This is a genomic window from Pseudomonas sp. GX19020 (assembly GCF_023371075.1).
GTDB lineage: Bacteria > Pseudomonadota > Alphaproteobacteria > Rhodobacterales > Rhodobacteraceae > Pseudogemmobacter.
The window spans coordinates 15,286-34,559 of record NZ_JAMCCR010000025.1 but is presented as its reverse complement, the minus strand read 5'-3'; the positions used below and the strand labels follow the sequence as shown (position 1 = coordinate 34,559).

Annotated in this window: 19 protein-coding genes; 9 read left to right on the top strand and 10 right to left on the bottom strand. The window is 60.7% G+C overall.

Annotation, left to right across the window (positions count from 1 at the left end):
- Positions 1-81: 81 nt before the first annotated feature.
- Together M3484_RS22715 and M3484_RS22710 are read right to left on the bottom strand one after the other, a co-directional pair.
- The gene (locus M3484_RS22715; RefSeq protein ID WP_249499376.1) at positions 82-915 is read right to left on the bottom strand and encodes a formylglycine-generating enzyme family protein; all 834 of its coding nucleotides are present in this window, start codon (positions 913-915) and stop codon (positions 82-84) included.
- Positions 916-1,025: 110 nt separating this feature from the next.
- On the bottom strand, positions 1,026-2,363 hold the full coding sequence (locus M3484_RS22710) for a sulfatase-like hydrolase/transferase (protein ID WP_249499375.1): 1,338 nt from the start codon (positions 2,361-2,363) through the stop codon (positions 1,026-1,028).
- A 326-nt stretch (positions 2,364-2,689) separates the two neighbouring features.
- Between M3484_RS22710 and M3484_RS22705 the strand changes: the two genes are divergently transcribed.
- Positions 2,690-2,857, top strand: a complete 168-nt coding sequence (locus tag M3484_RS22705; protein WP_171909634.1) for a hypothetical protein — start codon at positions 2,690-2,692, stop codon at positions 2,855-2,857.
- A gap of 561 nt (positions 2,858-3,418) precedes the next feature.
- On the opposite strand, the gene M3484_RS22700 is transcribed toward M3484_RS22705, so the two are convergent.
- From M3484_RS22700 to M3484_RS22675, 6 genes are all read right to left on the bottom strand, one after another.
- Positions 3,419-4,477, bottom strand: a complete 1,059-nt coding sequence (locus M3484_RS22700) for a GGDEF domain-containing protein (RefSeq protein WP_249499374.1) — start codon at positions 4,475-4,477, stop codon at positions 3,419-3,421.
- A gap of 313 nt (positions 4,478-4,790) precedes the next feature.
- Positions 4,791-5,321: an alcohol dehydrogenase catalytic domain-containing protein gene (locus M3484_RS24085; protein WP_502942499.1), complete on the bottom strand. Its 531-nt coding sequence runs from the start codon at positions 5,319-5,321 to the stop codon at positions 4,791-4,793.
- A 4-nt stretch (positions 5,322-5,325) separates the two neighbouring features.
- Entirely contained in the window at positions 5,326-5,751 is a 426-nt protein-coding gene (locus tag M3484_RS22690) for a nuclear transport factor 2 family protein (RefSeq protein ID WP_249499372.1), read from the bottom strand.
- A gap of 525 nt (positions 5,752-6,276) precedes the next feature.
- On the bottom strand, positions 6,277-7,227 hold the full coding sequence (locus M3484_RS22685) for a plasmid partitioning protein RepB C-terminal domain-containing protein (protein ID WP_249499371.1): 951 nt from the start codon (positions 7,225-7,227) through the stop codon (positions 6,277-6,279).
- Entirely contained in the window at positions 7,224-8,117 is an 894-nt protein-coding gene (locus M3484_RS22680; protein ID WP_249499370.1) for a ParB/RepB/Spo0J family partition protein, read from the bottom strand. Before M3484_RS22680 ends, M3484_RS22685 begins: the two co-directional genes overlap by 4 nt.
- Positions 8,111-9,709 carry a recombinase family protein gene (locus M3484_RS22675; RefSeq protein ID WP_249499369.1) on the bottom strand — a complete coding sequence of 533 codons (1,599 nt, stop codon included), beginning with the start codon at positions 9,707-9,709 and terminating at the stop codon, positions 8,111-8,113. Before M3484_RS22675 ends, M3484_RS22680 begins: the two co-directional genes overlap by 7 nt.
- A gap of 101 nt (positions 9,710-9,810) precedes the next feature.
- Here M3484_RS22675 and M3484_RS22670 point away from each other — a divergent pair, with 101 nt between their 5' ends.
- Positions 9,811-10,113: a helix-turn-helix domain-containing protein gene (locus M3484_RS22670; RefSeq protein ID WP_249499368.1), complete on the top strand. Its 303-nt coding sequence runs from the start codon at positions 9,811-9,813 to the stop codon at positions 10,111-10,113.
- A 364-nt stretch (positions 10,114-10,477) separates the two neighbouring features.
- On the opposite strand, the gene M3484_RS22665 is transcribed toward M3484_RS22670, so the two are convergent.
- Positions 10,478-10,699 carry a hypothetical protein gene (locus M3484_RS22665; RefSeq protein WP_249499367.1) on the bottom strand — a complete coding sequence of 74 codons (222 nt, stop codon included), beginning with the start codon at positions 10,697-10,699 and terminating at the stop codon, positions 10,478-10,480.
- Positions 10,700-11,205: 506 nt separating this feature from the next.
- Between M3484_RS22665 and M3484_RS22660 the strand changes: the two genes are divergently transcribed.
- Genes M3484_RS22660 through M3484_RS22645 form a run of 4 tightly spaced genes read left to right on the top strand, consistent with a single transcriptional unit; the run spans position 11,206 to position 14,634 of the window.
- Positions 11,206-12,522, top strand: a complete 1,317-nt coding sequence (locus M3484_RS22660) for a metal-dependent hydrolase family protein (RefSeq protein ID WP_249499366.1) — start codon at positions 11,206-11,208, stop codon at positions 12,520-12,522.
- Positions 12,523-12,532: 10 nt separating this feature from the next.
- Positions 12,533-13,258 (top strand): hypothetical protein, encoded by a 726-nt coding sequence (locus M3484_RS22655; RefSeq protein WP_249499365.1) that lies wholly within the window; start codon positions 12,533-12,535, stop codon positions 13,256-13,258.
- Positions 13,259-13,268: 10 nt separating this feature from the next.
- Positions 13,269-14,315: a linear amide C-N hydrolase gene (locus tag M3484_RS22650; protein WP_249499364.1), complete on the top strand. Its 1,047-nt coding sequence runs from the start codon at positions 13,269-13,271 to the stop codon at positions 14,313-14,315.
- 13 nt (positions 14,316-14,328) lie between these two features.
- Positions 14,329-14,634: a hypothetical protein gene (locus tag M3484_RS22645; RefSeq protein ID WP_249499363.1), complete on the top strand. Its 306-nt coding sequence runs from the start codon at positions 14,329-14,331 to the stop codon at positions 14,632-14,634.
- A 257-nt stretch (positions 14,635-14,891) separates the two neighbouring features.
- Here the strand turns inward: M3484_RS22645 and M3484_RS22640 are convergent, their stop codons facing one another.
- Positions 14,892-15,704, bottom strand: coding sequence for a helix-turn-helix domain-containing protein (locus tag M3484_RS22640; protein ID WP_249499362.1), 813 nt, complete (start codon positions 15,702-15,704; stop codon positions 14,892-14,894).
- 115 nt (positions 15,705-15,819) lie between these two features.
- Here M3484_RS22640 and M3484_RS22635 point away from each other — a divergent pair, with 115 nt between their 5' ends.
- The 3 genes from M3484_RS22635 to M3484_RS22625 all read left to right on the top strand — a co-directional run bounded on the left by M3484_RS22635 (position 15,820) and on the right by M3484_RS22625 (position 19,274).
- Positions 15,820-17,388 carry an ABC transporter substrate-binding protein gene (locus M3484_RS22635; RefSeq protein WP_249499361.1) on the top strand — a complete coding sequence of 523 codons (1,569 nt, stop codon included), beginning with the start codon at positions 15,820-15,822 and terminating at the stop codon, positions 17,386-17,388.
- A 67-nt stretch (positions 17,389-17,455) separates the two neighbouring features.
- The gene (locus tag M3484_RS22630) at positions 17,456-18,400 is read left to right on the top strand and encodes an ABC transporter permease (protein ID WP_249499360.1); all 945 of its coding nucleotides are present in this window, start codon (positions 17,456-17,458) and stop codon (positions 18,398-18,400) included.
- Positions 18,381-19,274 (top strand): ABC transporter permease, encoded by an 894-nt coding sequence (locus M3484_RS22625; RefSeq protein ID WP_249499359.1) that lies wholly within the window; start codon positions 18,381-18,383, stop codon positions 19,272-19,274. The genes M3484_RS22630 and M3484_RS22625 overlap by 20 nt, the downstream gene beginning before the upstream one ends.

Here is a 19,274-nt window from a genome sequence, read left to right as displayed (position 1 = left end):
GGTGTCCCATGGTCTTCCTCTCGGCCATAGCCCTCGCCGCAACCGTCCTCTTCTGGCTTTGATCGTTATTGAGGCTGGAGCCTAAAGCGCGACGCGGAATCCGATATGCCCGGTCGAGCTGTCGGGCGTGTTGTGGCTCCGCGAATGCACAAAATAGCGCTCGCAGTAAGAGGCGTGGCAGAGATGCGAGCCACCCCGCATCACCCTGTGACTGCCCGTATCCGGCCCGGCGCGATTGCTCAGAGGCGGGTATTTTGCTGCCGGCAAGGGGCCGAACCAGTCCTGCACCCATTCCCAGACATTGCCCGTCATATTGTAGAGGCCGAAACCGTTAGGCGGGAAGGCCAGGGCGGGCGCCGTGCCATTGAAGCCGTCTTCACCTGTATTTTCGCTGGGGAAAACCCCCTGCCAGGTGTTGTGGCGAAAGGCACCCCCTGGACGCATTTCGTTGCCCCAGGGGAAGGCCATCCGCGCCAGACCGCCCCGCGCGGCATATTCCCATTCGGCTTCTGACGGGAGCCGCGTGCCGGTGAAATGCGCGTAAGCCGATGCATCCCCCCAGGAAACATGTGTGACCGGATGATCTTCGCGGCCTGCGATATCCGAGCCCGGGCCTTCGGGGTGGTTCCAGGTCGCACCCGCCACCCGGCGCCACCAGGGCGTTCCCGCAGGATGGGTGAGATAAGCACCAGGATTTGAAAGGAAAAGATGGAAAACAAAGGACCACCCCTCCCGTTCGGCGGTGGTGCGGTAGCCGCTTTCCGCGATGAAGCGCGCGAAAAGCCGGTTTGTCACCACCGTCGCGCTCATCTGAAAGGGCGCGATCTTCACCCGGCGGCGCGGACTGTCGAGATCGGCCTCATAGCGCGGCTTCGCATTGCCCATGTCGAAGAACCCGCCCTTCAACAGGCGCATCTCTGCCAGCACAGCTGCCCGGAGCGTGTCTGACGCGGTCCCTCGCCCGGTCGCGGTGGAAGGCGTGGCCGCCGCGCCACGGCACGGGGCGCAGCAGGGAGACCCCGCTCTCACGCGTCTTCCGGGGCTTCAGCCGGAGCAGTGGCGCTTTCAAAATGGTAACCCGCCGCCGCCAGCCAATCCTCCATCGCCTCTTTCATCGGCGCGAAGATCGGGTGGCTGATGCCAAGATCGTGCTGTGCCCAGTAATCTTCTTCGACATCAAACAGCTGGTGCCCGCCATCGCGGTACCGGATCAGCCGGTATCTGCCTTTGCGGATCGACACGTTATCCTTGTAAAACGAAGGGATGATCTCATCCGGCACGCGTTCGCCGCGCAAAAGCCGCATCAGGGACTGGCCGAAACGCCGTTCTTGCGGGGCGACACCGGCCAGGTCAAGCACGGTCGGGCCAAGGTCGATCAGCGCCACCGGGTCGTGGATGTCGCGCCGCACCCCGTCGGTCGGGTCACAGATGATGATCGGCACATTCAGCGACTGTTCCCACAGCGTCGTCTTGCGAAAGATATTGCGGTTCCCGAGATGGAAGCCATGATCGGCCACCACCAAAATCACCGTGTTATCGGCATGACGGGAATTGCGCAGCGCTGTGAGCACCCGCCCCAGCTGGTAATCAGCATGGCTATAGGCGGAAAAGTAATTGCGGATGCTTTTCTGCCAGTATTCCTCATCCCGGAACTCGACAAGTTCGGGAATATTTTCCACTACATACGGCGCATCGGCGATGTAGCCGCTCCATTCTGGCGGTTTGTGCAGGGCTGTATGATCATACATTTCCTTGAAGCGCGCCGGGGTGTTGTGCGGTGAATGCGGGCTGAAAAACCCAAGCTCGCGGTAGAACGGCGCCTCGCCCTCGTAGTTTTCGAGGAAGCTGATGGCCGAGCTGGCGGACTGGGCGTCAAAGAAGAAATCGTCATCGGTGATATCTTCGGTGCCGCGCCCGTGACGATAGCCACCGTAGAACTTCACCCGCTTCTTCATTTCGCGCGTCAGTTTCACATCCAGAGTGAATTCCTTGCTCTCGTCGGAGTAAAGCGCCCTGTGATGGCGCGGTCGCAGGACCGGATCATGATGGACCTTGCCGCCCGCGGAACAGAAATATCCCGCTCCCTTCAGATCATGCACGAAACAGCGACGCGCCGGCACCTGCCGGAAAACATAGCGCGCATTGTCAAAAATCTGGGTTTCATGCGGCATCAGCGTGGTCATCATACTGGCGCGAGAGGGGCCGCAGACCGGCGCCTGGGAGCAGGCCGCGTGGAAGTTCGATGACACCTCACAAAGCCCGTCGAGATTTGGGATCTGCAGCGGCGCGCCAAACGCCGTCTTGTAACGCCAGGGCGCTACGGCGTCATCGAAACTGACAAGCAGAATATTCTTTCTGGTCATGGCTTTGCCAAACTCTCACCGGACAATACAGCCAGCCGCGACGGGCTTTTGCGCAAGAGACCACGATTGCCGGTGTGGCGCAACATCAGGGGCCCGGTGCCATCGCGCGCCCGAAGGATCGTCTTTGCTGCCCCTGACCACAGTAGCTTTACTCTGTTTCCGGCTTCCAGCGGAACAAGGATAAACTCGACAAGCTGAGGAATGAGGCCGCGAATAAGGATCTGCCTCCGGGCGCCGATGCTGTAGAAATCTCGCCTTTCACGATCCAAGACCGTCGCAGGACCGCCGCGACCGGCCTGGCCGGGCTTCGCTTCCCGCCGCATGTGGTGGAGGCGGCACTGAACCACCTCAGCGGCACCCGGCGCGGCATGGCCGGCGTCTATAACCGCTACGTCTATGCTGTGGAAAAGCGCGAGGCTCCGGAGGCATGGGCGCGGTTTGTCGCGGAACCGCTCGAGGACAAGGCCGGGAATGGGATCAGGCTGAGGGGATGACATCGGAAATGATTTCCGATTTTCCGGGGGTATCCAGATTTGGACAGACCCCATACACCATGGGCAGCGATCGCTCCCCAGAACGGGGGAGCAAAGCCCGTGGCGGCGCGGAGTATCACAACCAGCGTTATATCTTCGCCCTGCATCCCAGGATGAAACCAAAGCCAGATTCCATGCTTAGGCCAGACGCCGAAATCGGGGGGCGAGGCCGGAACGCCACTCGTACCGACCTGCCAGACCGGTGATCCCCGGTCTGACTTGCGGTCCCCAAAACCAGGGAGCGCAACCTTCTTCCCGGCAGGATGCCAAGGCAGCTGACCGTCCGGTTTAGGCTCTTAGCCTCGATGACCTGATTTGCCAGAGTCAGGATGTCGGCAGTCAGATGGGGCGACCTGAGGCGAGGCGAACGCTGGACGCCCAGCCGCAGCGCTGCCCGGATGGGTCACCCTGCGCACGTCAGCGAAGCTGTGACCAGACGAGAAATGCCCCCGGATTACCGAGGGCGTCAGGACTGGCCGGAGGGGTATTTCCCGCTTTCCATTGGTTGATCGACTGCAAGGCTCACAGAAAGACCGCACAGTTCCGCCCCATCCGCTTCGCTGCATAAAGTGCGGCATCTGCCTGATGAAAGACCTGCCGGAAGTCGAACTTCTCAGACGGCAGGGACACGCCGCCAACACTTACGGTGACGGTTATTCGCTTCCCGAAAACCTCATGCAAGCCAGAAATCTCTCTGCGAAGACGTTCGGCCATTTCATACCCATCTTCAGTTTTCTCCACCCGGAGCAGAACCGCGAACTCTTCGCCGCCAAATCTTGCTGCGAAGTCGCCATGGCGAATGGATGCCGATATCGATTTAGCAATCATTTTAAGCACTTCATCGCCAACATCGTGGCCATGCGTGTCGTTTATCGATTTGAAGTGATCTGCATCGACCACCAACAACGCCATGGTTTCCTGGTCAGTGGGACTGATATGCGAAATATAGTTCATCAGGGCCCGACGGTTCGGCAGACCTGTCAGCGCATCCGTGCTGGCCTCGAGGTTTAGCTGCCTCTCACGGTTTCCGCGCCGCAGCTCGCCTTCGAACATCCGGCCGAAGAAAACTGCGCCAATCATATCTGTCGTAAGGCGCATCAGTGCGACGTAGGGATTCATGACGTTCATCAACAGCATAACGGCGAGCAGTGGCGCGCTGAGGATTACGCCGAGCATCACCCATGCCATCCAGCTTCTGCGCCGCTTACCGCGCGTTACATAGGTCCAAAGGCCGGCCATCAGACATGCAAATATCATGGTCGCTAAACCTGTGATCACGCCAGGTCCGCCGATACTGATCCTGACCAGGCCCGATATCGTGAACGATATCACGGTTGACAGAGCGCCTCCGAAGGCTGTGGAAACCGCCAGAAAGAGGTTTCTGCTGTCAATCTGAAGCCCGCTTAAGACAGTGTAGGGCTCCAGCATCGACAACGCAGCACCGGTGCCAAGAAGGCAGCCAACGGCACATTGGCGAACCAGCCGATGCGGCATGAGTCGCTGAAGCCAGCCATAAGCAATAGTGCAGATGGCAATCAGGCCAACAGTATTCAGCCCGGCGATGAGCAGATCTGGCGACATAATTCTGAGAATCCGAAAGCGTTAAACCGAGTTCTAATTCGAAGCAATTACTGAACAACGCGGCGTAGATGTGGCCAAATACAGCTGGGGTTGCGGCAAGCAGCTCTGCCATGTTCGCGCCACGCACCCCAACTGCCGCGCCTTCCGGGAGCGCGGCATTCGCATTTCAGGCAGGGGACCGGCATGACCCAGACCACCCGCGATATCCTGACCGGCGTCCGCGAAGAGATCAGCGCAAAGCTGGCCTACGCTGAGGAGAGGGGAACCCAGCAGCGCTTACGGCTCCTGCCCGCCGGTGGCGCGCGTGAACGCCTCACAAGGGAACTGGCCGATCCGGATGAGCGACGCGGGTCAGAGCCACATGTGCCATTGCCGCATTGGGGATGGTGGCGACGGCCAGCGCTGGATCAACGCCAGAATTCTCTATCGAAACGACACCACCGACCGGCGCGACGTAGACGGACGCATAGCCCCTTGTGCCAGGCCCCGCTGACATGGATACGATTTTTTTACCGATAGCGAATTCCGTCACGCCCGCACCAACCGCGCGAACCGTGCCTGCCACTTCCAGGCCAGGGATGTAAGGCGGCTGCGCCATGCCCGACACATCTTTGAAACGGCCCTCGCGGATCAGGATGTCGATGAGCCCCATGGCTGCGTGACTGACGTGATCGTAAGCTGACCGGGCCTTGGTGTGGGATCTGGCAGACTGACGACGGTGAGAACGCCTGGGTCGCCGAAGCGAGTTGCATGAACAGCTTTCACGGTATTTTGCCTTTCGAGCGAGGAGCCAATGCCAACCCGAAAATTCGACTTGCCTGATTGAGTGGAGAAGGTCTGTCACAGATTTACGGATTGGCTGGCGCAGGAACGTCCGACAGTCCGTTCGGAAAGAGCATAGGCGCCGTGTTGATGACGTTCAAATTTTCGCGCAGCACTTTGATTTTACCGTTCTCGGCGACAAGCTGGCTGACATAATCCTGGGCATAAACCCGCTCGGAGCGGTCGATGAAGCCGGCGGCGTAGTAGCGGACAAAGAGAGCATCTGCATCCCTCCCCTCGTGGATTTCGATCTCCGAGAGCGTGAAACGCGCGAAATGGCCATTGATGAGACCGAGGACCTGGCGAATTTCGGTCTTGCCCTGGAAACGTGTCGGCACCCCGAGAACCGCGAAGGAGGGAAACCCAAAGACACCTTCATCGGAACAAAGATCGATGCACCGCTCGACCGAGTTGTCGAGATCACAGAGGCTATAGAAGGCGGCGCTGCGCAATTGCCGGCTGGACGACAGCGTCTTTTATCCTCTGGCTTAGAACATCCGGTGAACTCTGGCGGCCCGGGCCAAACCACCGTCGATGAATACCATTTACAAAGCTGCTGTCATCGGAAGCCAGGATGGCGACCACCTTGGTCGCTTCGTTCTGAAGCGAAGTGATCTGGTTGTTGATCTGCTGAAGCGTGCGCGCGGGTCGGCGACAAATTCCCGTACGGGTAAGATGCGCGCGACGGCGTTGGGCCTCATAGCTTCGGCATTCAGCTTCGACAGGAGCGAAGCGCCCGGATCGTGGGCGTGGCGTTGCAGCGATGCGATTTGGCACGCGGCCGGTTAACGGGACGGCGCGGACATCGGACAAGAAGAGCTGCGTGGCCGACGTTATGTCCGCCGACCCTGGGGGACTCCGAGCGGGTTTGCCGCCATCCTCACCGCCGCGCCTGATCCGGCCCATAATCCGGCGTTTCCTGCGGTCGCCGTGCTTATCGGGTCCGGGGCCCTATCGTCAGCTAGATTCTGAATCCGCTATTCTTCCACCTCGTCTGGCCCTTCCGAAGTCGGCTCCGGGCAAGACAGGGCCGCCACGATTCGACCAAACTCGCCGAGGATGTCTGCGTGGTTCTTTTCGAGATAGCGATTGATCCGTTCATTCGCGAGCAGGCGTTCGACGTAGCGGCCCGCTACCACAAGGCGCAGATGATCGGGGCCAAGGGTGCCCTCGATCAGCCTGATATTCTTCTGCAGGCTTGCCATCTCGGTCTTCATCCGCTCGGCCTGCTCGCGCGTGATGCCGGAAGTTTCTGTTTTCATTGCCGGATCGACAAGGTCTCCGTCATCGGTCGCGGCAAGAATGGCGTCGGTATAGGCCACCGTGTAATTGTTCGCGGCGATCATAAGTTCGGCTGCCTGAATCTGCCGCATGGGCTTCATCTTGCGCAGGGACCGGAAACTGTTGAACGGGCAATGCTTGTCTTTCAGAAGTTCAGCCGCCTCGGGGCAGATGCCGTTCAACAATGTCCGCTTTCGCCGGATCAGTGCCACATCCACATTCAGAGCGGCCGCGATACGGGCCTCGGGCACGCCGCGCTCAATCGCGCGCAGGATCATCTTGTGTTCCTGGATCGTGGCGAGACGGCTGATGCGTTTGTTATAGGTGAAGGACTCGTCATCGGTGGCGACCAGGCAGGCGACGGTTTCTTCGCCCGTCTCCTTCAGGACATGCAGACGGACATGACCATCGAGCAGGATGAACGTGCCGTCCTGACCAGGTGCGCGCGCAACCACGAGCGGTTCGATCAGCCCGGCCTCGCGGATCGATGCGGCGATCTGCGCATATTTCTGGCCTTTGGGAACCGTGGCCGGCAGTTGCTTCACCGGCAGGATGGCGGCGATCGGAATCTGACGCAGAGCTGGTTCAAATCCTGGCCCCGGTAATGATGCGTCATGGGGCGGGGGCGTTTTACCCATATGTGTCATGGCCGGGGTTCCTTGAGACCATCGGCCACAATGCCCGGCAGAGAATCCAGCGCCTCGGCGCGGAGCAGGGTAAGGAAATTCTCATCCCTGAGCAGGGACTGGAACGCCGCATCGAGGAAGAGCAGGTTGCCGCGCGTCGACCGGGCCCTGCGGATCATGTCCTGCTGGCGTTCTGCCTCGATACGATAGGCCCGGACCAATGCCGCCGATGTCATCCGCACCCCGGATCGTTTCAGGCGTGTGGCGCCTTTTTTCTTGCCGTGCCGGTGGCGCAATTCCACCAGCCGCCGCGCTTCCAGCAGTTTCTTGCCCCGCAATTCACCCGAGGCATAGGCTGCCTCCAGCGCCTGTCGCACATCTTTCTCTTCCGCCCGGCTGATATACAATGCGACGCTGAGGGGCATCTGACCGGTCTCGACCGCGATCAGCAGTCGTTCCTCGCCCTTGGCGATCAACTCGCTGATTTCGTGAACATACGACCAGGACAGCCCGGTTTTCCCGGCGATATCGTGGTCAGAATATCCCCGGTCGCGCAGGATGGCGATATCCTGCAGCAACTCGAGCGGTCGCTGCTGACGACGGGCGATGTTCTCGATCACGCTGCGCAGAAGTCGTTCAACCTCGTTCGCGTCCACCACAATGGCCGGGATGTGGGTTTCGCCAAGTGCAACATAGGCCTCCATCCGCCCCTGACCGCAGACCAGACGCCAGGCATCCCCTGACGCCGTGTCATCCCGCGCCACGGTGATCGGCTTCTTCAGCCCCACCTTGCCGATACTGTCCACCAGTGCACGAAAGGTCTTTTCGGATCGTACACGCGGATTTTCTACGGTGATGGCGGCGATGGGGATGATCTGCACCTCGGCATGGGTTTCGACATCGCTTACCATGGTGTCACCTCGGCAACGGATACGCGCCGGACCACGTCGAAGAAGAAGTCCAGCGTTTCAAAACGGAAGGCGTCCAGCATCAGGCCATTCTGCTCTGCAAGCCCCAGATGTTTGCGCCGCATCCGGAATTGGGGCAGCAGGTAGTAATCGAGCGCGTCAGTGTTCGTGCGATTCATCCTGATGGCGATGGTTATGTCGGGCGCGAGGCCGACATCAAAACGGATCTTCCAGCGCAAACCGCCTGAGGTCGTTTCGCGACAACGGGCGACGACGACGGATGCCGTGAATTCGTTGTTGATGGTCAGCAGGTCCGTCGCAGGGTTCCTGATCACAACACCACCAGGCCGGGTGATCTCGCGGATCACGCGCTCGACCACGTCGCCGTGAAATTGCCGCAACAGGCGGTTGGCTTCGATGTAGCGATAGTCGCGATCCGGGGTGAACCCGATAAGGGAATAGGCCCTGAGCAGGCTGCCGAAGCGATGGGCATAGGCACCGCTGGTTGGCATCCCATCTGCTTCGTCGATCACCAGCCCGGAAATGTAGCCATGACGCCGGAGCAATCTGGTAAGGCGCTCGAGCATCTCCTCATCCGAAATGCGACGGTTGCGCGCCGCGATGATGGCCTGAACCTGTCGGAACTGTTTTGGCTCGACGATGGCATCGAAGGCGCCCTCTGAACGGATCCACATCTCCGGACCATTGGCGATCCGCTTGTGCTTCAGTTTGAATGAGCGCCGGTTGTAGACATTGTTGCCGATGTATTTCTCATTGGTCAGGATCTGATGGACGGTGGCGCGGGTCCAGACCCGCCCAAGATCGGTGAGGATGCCGCGTTCATTCAGTTCCGTTGCAATTTCAGTTTCCGACAGGCCGTTCTTCAGAAACTGGCTGTAGATCCGGCGCACCGTCCGGACCTCCTCGTCTGGTCCGGGAACCAGGATGACGCGATCCGTCTGAAGGCTCTTGTGCTCACCGCGCTTAAGTTCCGTTTTCACTTCGCCCCGTTCATTGAGAAGGGCGCGACGCAACCCAAAGCCCGCAGGGCCGCCCTGACGATAGCCAAGCTCAATCAAACGGCATTGACCCGCGAAGACCTTCACGGAAAGCTCGCGGCTGTATTCGCCCGCCATTGCCCGCTTGAGGCTTTTCACGATGGTGGAGGTCGGAGAACCATCGTTCTCGAATTGCTCGGCGCAATAGGCGACCTGCATTCCCGCCTTGCGGCAGCGGTATTCGTAATAGGCCGACTCGTCCGTGTCCTGAAACCGCCCCCAGCGGGTGACGTCATAGACGAGGATCACGCTGAACTCGGCCGCGCCGGATTCGACATCGGCGATCATCTGCTGCAATGCCATCCTCCCGCCGATGGTCAGGCCGCTTTTCGCATCATCCGAATAGGTTTTAACAATCCTGATGTCGCGGCGTCCGGCATATTCGCGGATGGTCTGCGCCTGGTTCCGGGTTGAATACTGCTGATGCTCGGTCGACATCCGGACGTATTCTGCAGCCAGCAGCTGCCCGGAAGGATCGGTTTCTCCTTTGGATAAGGGTGGTTTTCCCCGCGCCACGCCCACCTCCCGGTAAATCATTGGGCTGCTTCGAGCTGATGGCCCTCTGCCGCAGGCAGGGCGCAGATACGAACTGCCGCTTTCATGTCCTTCCCCGAGTATTATCGAAGAAGGACGCAGAGATGCGGATCAAGACGGGCACATTTGTGCCGAAAACGGGCACAGATGTGCACCCTGAAGCCGATTTAGCCGATTACCGGACCGCCATTGCCGCAGCGCTTCGGAACGAACTCGGCCTGACGCATCGCGCAGTCAAGACGGCGATGCGGTGGACGGGTGCCAGTGAGCGGACCGTGAAATACTGGATCGCGGGCGAGCGTGGCCCCAGTGGCGCGCATCTGATCGCACTGGCCAGGCACTCGGATATCGTGTTCCACATGGTCCTGCTGCTGGCTGATCGGACCGACGGCGCGGATTCTGAGTAAGGTCGCCATGAGATGGTGAAAAGCTGAGATGGCTAAAGCGCTGCGGATAACTACTGAGCCTGCGCGTGGGCTGACTGCCACGCGTCATGCTGCAGCCTATCATCATGGGGATGGCTGAAGGTATCGCGTCCACCCCTTGTGGGCCGCGCCCGTCTGGCACAGGGCTTTCCCGAAGCGGCGGGCTAACCCGGCACTGACCCGACCACTGCACGCCGCGCCCGGCAGGTGGCGATGTTGCCGGAGTTGCAGTGATGCGCCTCGTGTTACTGCGGGCCGCCCTGCTCTTCCTCACAGGCTGCGGCCCGCTGGATGACTACAGCGGGCGCAACACGGGTTTCCATCACGCTGGCGGAGACACCGGCCCTCACTCGTCTTTCGGGATCCGGTTTGCCGAGTGATCCTCGTACTGCTCGGTCTGCACATGTTTGCCGTCGTGCCCGCCCTTGCGCGGATCCTGCTGCTTATCGCGGTTGGACAAGACTTCGTTCGGCGGGATCTTGTCGATGTCGGACATGGTCATAGCGCCTGAGGCATCCCCTTTGCCCTGGACACCCTTGCCGAATTTCTTGTGCGATGCATTTGCCATGATTGTTCTCCTTCCGAAGAGACAACGGGCGACAGGCCCACAGGGTTCATGACGATGGTGTGAGCTTGCCGATCCGGATCAGCCACCCCTCGCCCGCTCTGGCCTGATCCCCTCTTGCTCTAAGAGCGAGGTGTTGGACCGGAAGGCTACGACGATCAGTCGTCCGGATCGGGGATACGAAAGGCAAGCCGTCCTTTCCCGGTGCCAGAAAGCGCGAAAGGATCCTGATGCCGGTCATCATGAATGCGGGCCCTCCCTGTTGGCGCCCTCAATTCAGGCTTGTATAGACGGTTGACTTTCATTCCGGAGTTGCGGTTTGCTCAGGATGCTGCAGATCGTTGAATTATTGCCTTTTTTAGTCTTGGAGCTTTCGCATGTGTCAAACCTGCTGTGCATCTCTTGCCGACACAGGACTAATGCATTTTTGCCATTGCGGAAGCCCCGATACCCTGGCCGCAATGCGCCGGATTGAGGCGGATATCTCGCGTCGGCAGATGCTCGGCGGGATGTCAGCGGTCGTCGGCATGTTTGCGGGTTTTGGACTTGCCCCAAAGGAGCTGCGGGCGCAGACGGCGGGCGCACCTCTCTTGCTGACCAATCTGAAATATTTCGACGGCACCACGCTCAGCCTGCACAGCGGGGTCGACATTCTGGTTGATGGCGGCCGGATTGCCGCGCTGCCGGCAGCGGGCCAGGGCCCGACAGAGGCCGAGCGGATCGATTGCGGCGGGCGCACCGTCATTCCGGGCCTGATCGACAGCCATTGGCACACCACGCTGGCTGCGGTCAGTCAGCTGGCCGCGATGACCCAGGATATCGGCTTCCTGCATCTGATGGCGGGGAAAGAGGCGGGCGCGACGCTGATGCGCGGTTTTACAACCGTGCGCGATGTCGGGGGCCCGGCCTTTGGCCTTCAGGCAGCGGTGGATCGCGGCGTGGTGACCGGCCCGCGCATCTTCCCGGCGGGCGCGATCATCAGCCAGACCTCGGGCCATGGCGATTTCCGCTTTCAGAACACGCTGCCGATGATGCCGGTCGACCAACCCGATTACGCGACCAAAGCCGGCATGTCGGCGCTGGCTGACGGCGTGCCCGAGGTGCTGCGCCGCACCCGCGAGCAACTGATGAAGGGCGCGAGCCAGATCAAGATCACCGCGGGCGGCGGCGTGGCCTCGCAATATGACCCGCTGGAATCGCTGCAGTTCACGCTGGAAGAGATGCGGGCCGCAGTCGATGCCGCGACCGACTGGGGCACCTATGTCTGCGCCCATGTCTATACCTCGGCCGGGATCCAGCGCTGTATCAAAGCAGGCGTGAAATCGATCGAACATGGCCAGCTGGCGGATGAGGACACCGTCCGCATGATGGCGGATAATGGCACCTGGTGGTCGATCCAGCCGTTCCTCGCCGATGAGGATGCGAATAAATACACCGATCCCAAGGCGATTGCCGCGCAGAAAATGGTGGCCGAGGGCACGATGCGGGCCTTTGAATGGGCCGACAAGCACAAGGTCAACTGGGCGTTCGGCACAGATATCCTTTACGGCGGCGGCGAAACCCAGGCGAAGCAGCTGACCAAGCTGGCCCGCTTCATGTCGCCACTTGCGGCGCTGCACCGGGCGACCGGGGCGGCGGGTGACCTTCTGGCTCTGTCGGGGGCACGCGCGCCCTATGACGGGCGGCTGGGCGTGATTGCCGAGGGCGCGCTGGCCGATCTTCTGGTGGTCGATGGCGATGCCGAAGCCGGGCTCGACTGGCTGGCCGACAGCAGCAATCTGCGGGTCATCCTCAAGGGTGGCCGCATATTCAAAAACAGCCTGTGAGGAGAACGACATGATCCGCAATCTGCTGGGGGCTGCAGCCATTCTCGCCCTTGGATCAACGGCGGCTCTGGCCGAAGACTGGTCGGGCCAGATCACCCCCTATGTCTGGGCTGCAGGCTTTGGCGGCGATGTCACCCCCTTTACGGGCGCGCCGACGCTGTCCTTCAAAAAGGGTTTTTCCGACGTTACTAAAGATGTTGATGGGGCTTTTTTCCTTTCGGCCTATGCGCGGCGCGACCGGCTGGTGGTCATGGGGGATCTGAGCTGGTCTTCAAGTTCGAAATCCGGCCATCTGCCGCCGGGTCTGCCGGCCGAGGGCAAGCTGACGCAGCGCTCGCTGACCCTGCTGGCGGGCTGGCGGGCGGTGCAGAATGAGGCCTTTACCCTCGATCTGCTGGGCGGTGCCCGGGCCTTCAGCATCAAAAGCAGCGTCACCGTTGCGGGCGGCATGATGCAGGCCTCGCCGGGCAGGGATTTCGTCGATCCGATCCTCGCGGCCCGCGCCAATATCGCACTGGCCCCGCAATGGTCGGCGCTGGTCTATGCCGATTTTGGTGGCTTCGGGGTTGGCTCGGAAAGCACCAGCCAGGTTCTTGCGACGGTCAATTATGAAGTGAATGACAATCTCTGGCTGTCCTTCGGTTACCGGCAACTGAATGTCGATTACCGCAGCGGCGGCACCGTGGTTGATGTGCGCATGGGCGGGCCGCTTTTCGGCGCGACCTGGCGGTTCTGAGGAGAAACAGATGATCAAAGCCTTTACCCTCGCGCTTGCTCTCGCCGTCGGGATCGCCCCGATTGCCGAAGCCTGCACCCGCGTCGTCTATCACGGGCCCGAAGGCCGCGTGCTGACCGCGCGATCCATGGACTGGAGCATGCCGATGGTCTCCAATCTCTGGGTCTTTCCGCGCGGCATGACCCGCACCGGCGAGGCGGGTCCGCGCTCGCTGGAATGGACCTCGAAATATGGCAGCCTGATCGTCTCGGGCTATGACATCGCCACTGTCGACGGCATGAACGAGGCGGGGCTGGTCGCCAATATGCTCTGGCTGGTGGCCTCGGATTACCCCGAGGATGATGGCCAGACACCGCAGATGTCGCTGTCGCTCTGGGCGCAGTATTTCATGGATAATTACGCGACCGTTGCCGAGGCGGTGGCGGATCTGGAGGCGCGGCCCTTCCATGTCCTGACCAAGGACGTGCCGGTGCAGCCCGGGCGGCTGACGACCGTGCATCTGTCTTTGTCGGATGCGAGCGGTGACAGTGCCATTCTGGAATGGATCAATGGCGAATTGCGGATCCATCACGGGCCCGAATTCAACGTCATGACCAATGACCCGCCCTATGATGAGCAGCTGGCACTTGCCTCCTACTGGAAGGGCGTCAATCCGCGTGAAGTGCTGCCCGGCACCACCCGCGCCGCTGACCGTTTCGTGCGCGCCGGCACCTATATCGACATGGTCGTGCAATCGGATGACCCGCGCGAAGCAGCGGCAGCGGCCTTCAGCGTGATCCGTAATGCCTCGGTGCCTTACGGGATCTCGACACCGGACGCGCCGAACCTGTCGACCACGCGCTGGCGGGTGGTGGCGGATCAGAAGGACCGGCTGTTCTATGTCGAATCCGCGATCTCGCCCAATGTGTTCTGGGTCGATCTGAAGCAGCTGGACTTTGCCGAGGGCAGTGGCGTGCGTCAGCTGGATCTGGGCGTGGATATGGGCAGCATCCGCTCGGGCGAGGTCTCGGCAGAATTTGTCGCCGCAGAGCCTTTCCGTTTCGAGCCTGCCGATTGAGAGAGGTATCAGTATGATCAGGACCCTCACCCGACTGCCGCTGACCCGACTGCCGCTGATCGCGTTGCTTGCCGCAACACAGGCGGCCTGCGTCAGCGGCACCGGGCCCGAAGAGCCGGTGAGAATTCTGCGCAGCACCACCGATGGAGTTGTGCTGCACGGGCTGATCGACGCCACGCGAAAGAGCCCGCCTGACCGCTATGACATTCTGGCACAAAGCGAGTGTGCGCGTTCAGGCAGGCAGGCTGTTCTGATCGGAATGGAACAGAAATCGACCTTTGGCTTTGATGTGACCTATCGCTGCGTCTCAAAGACCTGACGCAACCCGGCTGCGCGGATCAGTTCAGAGCGTGCAAGTATTCGCGCATCCTTTGTGCTGAAGCCCTGCAGGTTATGTAGCGCATTTCGCCGCTGATGGAGCAGGAGCCGCCCACCGCATCCCGGGGGTGGCTCTCTGCATTATCATTATGTTGCTGACCCTTACCTCAGCGCCGTGATCTTCCCCGGATGATAACCTCAGCCATGTCCTGCACTTCGCTCCGGGCGAAACGCCGTGAATGGGGGGCTGTTGGGGGCTCAGGGTTCGTCCACTTCCAGCACATAGGCGCCTGGTTCGATCCGGTTCATCACCAGATCGGGGATATCGGCCGGCAATGCGGCGGCCAGCGGCGGGAAGACGCCCACCGCCCGCAGGGCCTTGCGCAGGTCGATACTGCGACCAAGGTAATCAAGCGCCACTTTTGACGCCCCGGGTTTGCGCCCGCGGCGGGTTGGACCACCCGTCTGGATGCCCATCAGCCGGAGCAGCTGATGACGATAGCTGGGATAGAGCGTGACCTGGGTCAGGGATTTAAAGTCAAGCGTCTCATATTCGATGACATGGATACGGTCGGCGAGATAGAGCAGGACACCGCTGTATTTGCTGAGCCCGACGACTTTCCCGGTCGCCGGATCGCGCATGATCTCGATGTTCTTCCAGTAATAGCGGTCATTGCGCCGATAGACCGAGACGAGAGACTTCGTGATTAAGCCATTGTTACCAAAAGAATAAAAATACCTGTAGTAATAGCCGACATATTTTTCAAGCGACTGGCTGTGACGGTAAAGCGCCTCGACATGCGCGCTGGCTTCACCCGGTTGCGGCTGGGGATCGGGTACGCGCCGCAACGAGATGATCTGCTCAAGCTGCGATGGCTCCATCAGGATCTCGGTCTCGGTTACCCCGAAGAAATCGCAGAGCCGGCGCATGTTGCGCCGCGAAGGCCGGCTTTGGCCGTTGAGATATTTGTTGAACTGCTGCCGGTTCATTTTCAGCCGACGGCAAGCCTCCGCCACCGAATGGTGATAGCTGCAAAGCAGTGACAGGTTTCGCGGGAAATCATCTTCCATGATTCCACATCACATTGAAGCGTAATTCGCGTCAAGTCGCGAAGGACAACAGACTGGAAAAGAGAAGGGTCTGATGCGAGTTTCCTTAAAAAATAATATCCAGGGAATGAGAATCATGAGTCGTTTCGGCTTTACACGGCGGGGCTTTCTCGCAACGGGCACTGCGCTTTCCGCGCTTGCCGGCATCGGACTGCCCATGCGGCATGCCATGGCTCAGGAGGCTGGCGCTTCGACCCGCCCACTGCTGCGGGTACGCCAGGACGGGGATATCAAGATCCTTGACCCCGGCTATATGACCGGCGGGCTCGAGATCGAAGTGCAGAAGCAATGTCTGCCCTTCCTTGCGCAATATGTCACCAGAGACGGTGTGCTGGACTGGGAACCGACCGTCTACGTGACCCGGCTGGAACTGCGTGACCCGACCCATATCGATTTTGAGCTGACCGAGGGGCTGAACTGGTCCGGCGACTATGGCCCGCTGCGCGCCTCGGATGTCAAATTCTCTTATGAGCGGATGAAAGATTCGGAATGGGGCGGCTACTTTGAGGTGCTCGACCATGTCGAGGTCACCGGCGAGCGCACCGGGACGATCGTTCTGAAGAACGCTTTCGCGCCCTTCTTCCTTGTAACGCTCTGCCACGGACCAGGGGCCATTCTGTGCGAAAAGGCGATGGCGGATGTGGGCGGCCGTTTCACCACCGAATTCCCCGCCATCTGCGGCCCCTACCGGATCGAGAATATCCCCGGTCAGATGGTCAGGTTCCTGCCAAATCCTGACTGGACCGGGCCGAAGCCTGCCTTTGATGAGGTGCAGTCTTATATCATCTCGCAGGTCAAGGCGACCGAACTGGCCTATGAGGCCGGCGAGCTGGATATCACCCAGATCGCTTCGGATGCGGTCGCGCGCTACCAGACGTCTGTTCCGGAAAATTCGGCACTGACCAAGGCCGGCGAGCTGAACTTCATGTGGCTGGGTATGAACACCGAGCATCCGCTCCTGCAGGATATTCGTGTGCGCCGCGCAATCCAGCATGCGGTGGATTGCGACGCGATCATTGCGGCCGCCTATTCGAATGTCGCGAGCCGGTCCTATGGGGTGGTCTGCCCGGGGCTGATCGGCCATCGCAGCGCAACAAAGTTCTACACATTTGATGTCGCCGCAGCGCAGGCGCTGCTGGATGAGGCCGGGGTCAGCGGGCTGCAGCTCAGCCTCAGGGTGCTGAACCAGCAGCAGCCGATGCTGGCCGCGCAGATCATCCAGGCCAATCTGGCGATGATCGGGATCACGCTGGAAATCATTCCGATGGACAGCGGCAGCTTCTGGGAAATGGGCATGGAATCTGCCGGTGACACCTGGAAAGATCTGCAGCTGTGGATCATGCGGTTTGGCAGCGTTCCCGATCCCTATGAAGCGACGCAGTGGTTCGTCTCGTCTCAGATCGGCGAATGGAACTGGGAGCGCTGGACCAATCCGGAATATGACGCCCTGGTCGAGAAGGGGATTGCCGAAACCGACCCGGCGATCCGCAATGAGATCTATCTGCGGCTCCAGGATCTTATGGAAGAGACTGGCGCCTATGTCTGGCTCTGCCATGAGCCGCGCTATTACATCCACAAAACCGATGTTGCGGTGCGGATCTCGCCTTCGGGGCAGCAGGACTACCGGCTGTTTCAGCCTGCCTGAGCGGCGATAACAGCTGACTGTGGCCCCCGCCATTCCGGCGGGGGCAGGCGAATTCGACGGAACTCTGATGATTGCATATCTCATAAAGCGCGTCGGATTGGCATTTGCCATTGTGACGACGGTTGTGATCACGCTCTTTGCCCTGCTGCGGCTGGTAAAGGGCAATCCGGTCACGATTGCGCTCGGGCCCCAGGCGACGCCCGAGGCCATTGCGCGCTATACTGCCAAGATGAATCTCGACCAGCCGGTCTGGGTACAGTTCCTCACCTATGCGCGCAGCCTGTTTTCCGGCGATCTGGGCGAGGATATCTTTTCGGGCCGGGCTGTCTCGGCCATCATCGACGAGCAGATCGGCTATACGCTGGCCCTGATGGCCGGTGCGATGGGCTGGGCCATTGTGATCGGCATTCCGCTGGGCTGTCTGGCAGCGGTGCGGCCGAACGGCTGGCTGGACCGGGTGACCGGCGTCCTTTCGGTCGGAACCATTGCAATTCCCTCCTTCCTGATGGCGATCTGGTCCCTGCTGATCCTTTCGGTTCAGCTGAACTGGCTGCCGGCGATGAGCGCAGGCCAGTCCGGCAATATCTCCAGCCAGCTGCGTCATCTTATTCTGCCCGCTTTCGCAGTCGGGGTGGGCTGGGTCGGCTATCTGGCACGAATGGTGCGCGCGTCGATGCTGGAGGTGATGGGCGAGCCCTATATCCGTTCGGCCCGTGCCTTCGGTCTGCGGCCTTTGCGCATCGTTTTTGGCTATGCCCTGCCGGTGGCCGTTCTGCCCACGATCACCCTGATCGGCATGGGCTTCGGAGGCCTCGTGTCTTCGGCCGTTTTCGCCGAGGTGATTTTTGCCCGGCCGGGCATCGGCAAACTGCTCTATGACGCCGTGCAGGCGCGAAATTTCCCGATCGTCCAGGGCACTGTGGTGGTGACCACCGCGCTTTACATCCTGGTCGTGCTTATCTCAGACCTTCTTATCAGCTGGATCGACCCCCGTGTCCGAAACTCGCTCTGATTCCGGCTTTGCTGCGGGGCGCGGTGCCCGCAATGAGCGCCGCCGCCAGATTGCCGCCTTTCTGTCAAACCGTCAGGCCATGATCGGGCTGGCGCTGGTGCTGCTGTTCTGCCTTTCGGCACTTCTTGCACCCCTGATCGCGCCCTATGATCCGAATGCGATGGATATTCCGGCCCGGCTGTCCGCCCCCGGCTGGCAACATCTTGCCGGCACCGACCAGCTGGGACGCGATACATTGTCGCGCATTCTTTATGGCGGCCGCATCGCTTTGCTGATCGCAACCGTCGGCGTGACGATCTCGCTGGTTCTGGGGCTGATGCTGGGCATGATGGCGGCCTTCGGGCCGCGCTGGCTCGATCAGCTGCTGCTGCTGCTGTTCGACGCGATCCGCTCTTTCCCGACCATCATTCTGGGCCTTGCCATGGTGGCACTGACCGGGCCGAGCCTTGCGCTGGTGATGGCCATCGTCATTCTGACCTCGATCCCGCAATATGCCAGGGTGACGCGCACAGCGGCGCTGGCGCTGCGTGGCACCGATTTCGTGATGGCTGAACGCTCGCTGGGGGCATCGACCCTGCGGATCATGCTGCACCATATCCTGCCCAATATCATGGGGCCGCTGCTGATCCTTGCCGCCATGGATGTGCCGGCGGTGGTTGCGCTGGAGGCGGGGCTTTCCTTCCTCGGGCTGGGGGTACGGCCGCCGCTGGCCAGCTGGGGAACGCTGCTCAATGACGGCTATCTGGTGATCCGCGACTCTCCCTGGATGGTGCTGATGGCGGGCCTGCCGCTGGTGCTGACCACGCTTGGCTTCACATTCTTTGCCGAAGGCCTTCGGGATGCCTTCGATCCGCGCATGAACAAGGCACGCTGA

Bases quoted from the DNA above. Each gene is read 5' to 3' on its own strand.
- M3484_RS22685 (WP_249499371.1), bottom strand. From the start codon at position 7,227: ATGACACATATGGGTAAAACGCCCCCGCCCCATGACGCATCATTACCG.
- M3484_RS22715 (WP_249499376.1), bottom strand. From the start codon at position 915: ATGCGCCTGTTGAAGGGCGGGTTCTTCGACATGGGCAATGCGAAGCCG.
- M3484_RS22700 (WP_249499374.1), bottom strand. From the start codon at position 4,477: ATGTCGCCAGATCTGCTCATCGCCGGGCTGAATACTGTTGGCCTGATT.
- M3484_RS22665 (WP_249499367.1), bottom strand. From the start codon at position 10,699: ATGGCAAATGCATCGCACAAGAAATTCGGCAAGGGTGTCCAGGGCAAA.
- M3484_RS22675 (WP_249499369.1), bottom strand. From the start codon at position 9,709: ATGATTTACCGGGAGGTGGGCGTGGCGCGGGGAAAACCACCCTTATCC.
- M3484_RS22655 (WP_249499365.1), top strand. From the start codon at position 12,533: ATGATCCGCAATCTGCTGGGGGCTGCAGCCATTCTCGCCCTTGGATCA.
- M3484_RS22630 (WP_249499360.1), top strand. From the start codon at position 17,456: ATGATTGCATATCTCATAAAGCGCGTCGGATTGGCATTTGCCATTGTG.
- M3484_RS22650 (WP_249499364.1), top strand. From the start codon at position 13,269: ATGATCAAAGCCTTTACCCTCGCGCTTGCTCTCGCCGTCGGGATCGCC.
- M3484_RS22710 (WP_249499375.1), bottom strand. From the start codon at position 2,363: ATGACCAGAAAGAATATTCTGCTTGTCAGTTTCGATGACGCCGTAGCG.
- M3484_RS22640 (WP_249499362.1), bottom strand. From the start codon at position 15,704: ATGGAAGATGATTTCCCGCGAAACCTGTCACTGCTTTGCAGCTATCAC.
- M3484_RS22660 (WP_249499366.1), top strand. From the start codon at position 11,206: ATGTCAGCGGTCGTCGGCATGTTTGCGGGTTTTGGACTTGCCCCAAAG.
- M3484_RS22635 (WP_249499361.1), top strand. From the start codon at position 15,820: ATGAGTCGTTTCGGCTTTACACGGCGGGGCTTTCTCGCAACGGGCACT.
- M3484_RS22645 (WP_249499363.1), top strand. From the start codon at position 14,329: ATGATCAGGACCCTCACCCGACTGCCGCTGACCCGACTGCCGCTGATC.
- M3484_RS22680 (WP_249499370.1), bottom strand. From the start codon at position 8,117: ATGGTAAGCGATGTCGAAACCCATGCCGAGGTGCAGATCATCCCCATC.
- M3484_RS22670 (WP_249499368.1), top strand. From the start codon at position 9,811: ATGCGGATCAAGACGGGCACATTTGTGCCGAAAACGGGCACAGATGTG.